This window comes from Flavobacterium sp. (assembly GCF_039916025.1).
Classification (GTDB): Bacteria; Bacteroidota; Bacteroidia; order Flavobacteriales; family Flavobacteriaceae; genus Flavobacterium.
Genome location: NZ_JBDSMB010000075.1, coordinates 1 through 4,640 on the forward strand (window position 1 = coordinate 1; position 4,640 = coordinate 4,640).

General features: G+C 35.9%; 3 protein-coding genes. 2 read left to right on the top strand and 1 reads right to left on the bottom strand.

Annotation, left to right across the window (positions count from 1 at the left end):
* The first annotated feature begins 26 nt into the window (after window positions 1-26).
* Together nusA and infB are read left to right on the top strand one after the other, a co-directional pair.
* Complete coding sequence (gene nusA / locus ABIQ27_RS04695) at window positions 27-1,268, top strand: transcription termination factor NusA (protein ID WP_348032505.1); 1,242 nt, start codon at window positions 27-29, stop codon at window positions 1,266-1,268.
* 36 nt (window positions 1,269-1,304) lie between these two features.
* Entirely contained in the window at window positions 1,305-4,106 is a 2,802-nt protein-coding gene (infB, locus tag ABIQ27_RS04700; protein WP_348032507.1) for a translation initiation factor IF-2, read from the top strand.
* Window positions 4,107-4,143: 37 nt separating this feature from the next.
* Here the strand turns inward: infB and ABIQ27_RS04705 are convergent, their stop codons facing one another.
* Window positions 4,144-4,533: an SPOR domain-containing protein gene (locus ABIQ27_RS04705; protein ID WP_348032509.1), complete on the bottom strand. Its 390-nt coding sequence runs from the start codon at window positions 4,531-4,533 to the stop codon at window positions 4,144-4,146.
* Between the last annotated feature and the right edge of the window lie 107 nt (window positions 4,534-4,640).

Sequence of the window (4,640 nt, forward strand, 5' to 3'; positions counted from 1 at the left end):
TTACAATAATATTTAATTAATTAGGCATGGAGAATATTGCATTAATCGATTCGTTTTCAGAGTTTAAAGACGATAAACTTATTGATAGAGTAACGCTAATGGCGATTTTGGAAGATGTATTTAGAAACGCGTTAAAAAAGAAATACGGTTCTGATGATAATTTTGACATCATTATCAATCCTGATAAAGGTGATATGGAAATATGGAGAAGAAGAATTGTTGTTGCTGATGATGATTTAGATTTAGAAAATGAAGAAATTACATTAACAGAAGCTAGAAAAATTGAATCCGATTTTGAAATTGGAGAAGAAGTTTCTGAAGAAGTAAAATTAATCGATTTGGGAAGAAGAGCGATTTTGGCTTTGCGTCAAAACCTGATTTCTAAAATCCATGAACACGATAACACCAATCTTTACAAACAATTTAAAGATTTAATAGGCGAAATTTATACTGCGGAAGTTCATCATGTTCGTCCAAGAGTAGTGATTTTGATTGATGACGAAGGAAATGAAATTGTTTTGCCAAAAGAAAAACAAATTCCATCTGACTTTTTCCGTAAAGGAGATAACGTTCGTGGAATCATTGAAAGCGTTGAATTGAAAGGTAACAAACCTCAAATTATAATGTCGAGAACGGCAGATAAATTTTTGGAAAAATTATTCGAACAAGAAATTCCGGAAGTTTTCGATGGTTTGATTATGATTAAAAACGTAGTAAGAATTCCAGGTGAAAAAGCAAAAGTAGCTGTAGACTCTTATGATGACAGAATTGATCCGGTTGGAGCATGTGTTGGTATGAAAGGTTCCAGAATTCACGGAATTGTTCGCGAATTAGGGAACGAAAATATTGACGTAATCAACTATACTACCAATTTGCAACTTTATATCACAAGAGCATTAAGCCCTGCAAAAGTGTCTTCAGTTAAAATTGATGAAGAGAAAAAAAGAGCTGAAGTTTTCTTGAAATTAGAAGAAGTTTCAAAAGCTATTGGTCGTGGAGGACATAACATCAAGTTGGCCGGACTTTTAACAGGTTACGAATTAGACGTAATCAGAGAAGGCGCAGCCATTGAAGAAGATGATGTTGAATTAACAGAGTTTTCAGATGAAATCGATGGTTGGGTAATTGACGAATTTGCAAAAATTGGATTGGATACCGCAAGAAGTATCTTGAATCAAGATGTTGCTGATTTAGTGAGAAGAACCGATTTAGAAGAAGAAACCATTTTAGAAGTAATAAGAATATTGAAAGAAGAGTTTCAGGACTAACTTTTAACGCAAAATAGATAACATTAATAAGATTTTATGTCTGAAGGAAATATTAGAATTAATAAAGTTTTAAGGGAATTAAATATTTCTTTGGAAAGAGCTGTGGATTATCTTAAGGATAAGGGCATTGTCATTGAGGCAAGTCCAAACACAAAAGTTTCCGATGATGTATATTCTATTCTTTGCGGGCAGTTTGCCGGTGACAAAGGGAATAAAGAAGCTTCAAAAGGTGTAAGCGAAGAAATCAAAAAAGAAAAAGAAGCACTTCGGGTTGAAAGAGAAAAAGAAATCGAAGACAAGCGCAAGCAAGACGAAGAACGTCAGCAACAACAAGAGTTGATTAAAGCGAAAGCAATTGTGTCAGCTCCAAAACAAGTTGGAAAAATTGATTTAGAACCAAAAGCACCAGCTGCTCCGGTTCAACCAGCGAAACCAGTCCAGGAAACGAAACCTGTTCAAGAAGTAAAACCAGTTGTTGAGAAGAAAGAAGTTGCCGCTAAAAAAGAAGAAGCTGCACCAGTAGTTGCTCCTAAAGAAGAAAAAGTTGTAGCGCCAGTTGCTGCTGTTGAAGAAGAACCAGTTGACGAAACACATACTACACAATATCAAAATCTTACCGGACCAGTACTAACAGGACAAAAAATAGATTTAGCACAATTTAATAAACCCAAAAAGAAAAAAGAGGAGTTTAAAAAAGATGCAAATAAACCTGCAACTCCAGCAACTGGAGCTAATGCAGCGGCAAATAATAATAACGCCAACAAGAATAAAAGAAAAAGGATTCCGGGCAAGCCAGAACCAGGGAAACCTGTTGTTGGTGGCGGAGGCGGAGGAAATGCCTTTGGGCCTACTAAACCAGGTGGAGCAAAACCAGGTGGTGGCGGAGGATTCCAAAAAGGAAATCGTCCTGCTATAGTTCAAAAAGTTGAGCCAACGGAAGAAGAAGTTAAAAACCAAATTAAAGAAACTTTAGAGCGTCTTCAAGGAAAAGGAAATAAATCTAAAGCCGCAAAATACAGAAGAGACAAGCGTGATACGCACCGTCAACGTTCAGAAGATGAACAACAGGCAATAGACGAAGGAAGCAAAACAATCAAAGTAACAGAGTTTGTTACCGTTGGTGAAGTTGCAACCATGATGGATGTGCCTATTACAAAAGTAATCGGAACTTGTATGTCACTTGGAATCATGGTAACCATGAACCAACGTTTGGATGCAGAAACATTGTCAATTGTTGCTGATGAGTTTGGTTTTGAAGTTGAATTTATTACTTCGGATATTGAAGATTCAATTGAAGTTGTAGCCGATAAAGAAGAAGATTTAGTATCCCGTGCGCCAATCGTAACCGTAATGGGTCACGTTGACCACGGTAAAACATCGTTGCTGGATTATATTCGTAATGAAAATGTAATCGCAGGAGAATCAGGTGGAATTACACAGCACATTGGGGCTTATGCCGTAATGCTTGAAGGTGGACAAAAAATTACGTTCCTTGATACACCAGGTCACGAAGCGTTTACCGCAATGCGTGCCCGTGGAGCTCAGGTTACCGATATTGCTATTATTGTGGTTGCGGCAGATGACGATATCATGCCACAAACAAAAGAAGCGATTAGCCACGCTCAGGCTGCTAATGTTCCGATGATATTTGCTATCAATAAAATTGATAAACAAGGTGCTAATCCTGAGAAAATCAAGGAGAAATTAGCTGCTATGAATTTATTGGTAGAAGATTGGGGCGGAAAATACCAATCGCATGATATCTCTGCTAAAAAAGGAACCGGCGTAAAAGAATTGTTAGAAAAAGTATTGCTTGAAGCTGAAATTTTAGACTTGAAAGCAAACCCAAATAAACCTGCTGTAGGAACTGTTGTGGAAGCACAATTGGACAAAGGAAGAGGTTACGTATCAACAATATTGGTACAATCAGGAACTTTGAAAGTAGGAGATTATGTATTGGCAGGAAAGAATCACGGAAAAGTGAAAGCGATGCATGATGAAAGAGGACACAATGTAACTTCGGCTGGACCGTCAACACCAATATCTATTTTAGGTTTAGATGGTGCGTCAACGGCTGGAGATAAATTCAACGTATTTGAAGACGAAAGAGAAGCAAAACAAATTGCAACAAAACGTTTACAATTAATGCGTGAACAATCGGTTAGAACACAACGTCATATTACCTTGGCGGAAATTGGTCGTCGTATTGCTTTGGGTCAATTTAAAGAATTGAACATTATCCTTAAAGGAGACGTGGATGGTTCTGTGGAAGCACTTTCGAGTGAGTTTTCTAAATTGTCTACAGATGAAATCCAAATCAATATTATCCATAAAGGTGTTGGAGCAATTACCGAAACTGACGTAATGTTGGCCTCAGCTTCTGATGCGATTATTATCGGATTTAACGTTCGTCCTGCCGGAAATGCACGTCAATTGGCAATGAAAGAAGAAATCGATATTAGAAGTTATTCTATTATTTATGATGCTATCAATGACCTGAAAGACGCGATGGAAGGAATGCTTTCTCCGGAAATGAAAGAAGAAGTTACCGGTACGGCAGAAATCAGAGAGATTTTCAAAGTGTCTAAAGTGGGAACTATTGCAGGATGTATGGTTACCGATGGTAAAATCTTTAGAAATTCTAAAATCAGAATTATTCGTGAAGGCGTTGTTGTTTTCACAGGTGAATTAGCAACACTGAAACGTTTTAAAGACGATGTAAAAGATGTTGCCAAAGGATATGATTGTGGTATTCAGATTAAGAATTACAACGATATTGAACAACTTGATTTAATCGAAGCCTTCCAGGAAGTGGAAGTAAAGAAAAAGATGAAGTAATACAAACAAAAAAGGCTCGCAATTTGCGAGCCTTTTTTTATTTATTCGGTTTTATCAAAAATGCGTTCGGATATTTCTTTTTTAAGTCATTGAGGTTTTTTTCGGCTTCAATTCGGGTTTTGTAATTCCCAACCCAAACTTTATATAATGGTGTGCTGAAAACGATAGTAGCATCAATATTCTTATTTTCTCTTTTAAAATCAAGCAGTGTTTTTTTAGAATTTTCAGTATCACCGTTAAAAATCTGAATTTTATAACGGTCGTTTATCGTAATGGAACTATTTATTTTTCTTTTTTCGTTTAACAGCTGCTCAAATTTTGGATCTTGGCTTACACTTACTTTAGCTTCCTGGCAATAGCTTTTTTGAGTTAAAAAGATGAGAGTCAGTGCGGCGAAAACTAATTTTATTTCTGTTAAAAACTTCATAATTGTTTGATTTTTATACAAATGTAAAACTTAAAAAATTAATCAAAAGAGAAAACATTATTTAGAATTAATATAAATTGATATTTAAGATATATTTAAGGTTTTGA

Excerpts from the sequence above, each read along its gene's own strand:
- infB (WP_348032507.1), top strand. The coding sequence starts at position 1,305 with ATGTCTGAAGGAAATATTAGAATTAATAAAGTTTTAAGGGAATTAAAT.
- nusA (WP_348032505.1), top strand. The coding sequence starts at position 27 with ATGGAGAATATTGCATTAATCGATTCGTTTTCAGAGTTTAAAGACGAT.
- ABIQ27_RS04705 (WP_348032509.1), bottom strand. The coding sequence starts at position 4,533 with ATGAAGTTTTTAACAGAAATAAAATTAGTTTTCGCCGCACTGACTCTC.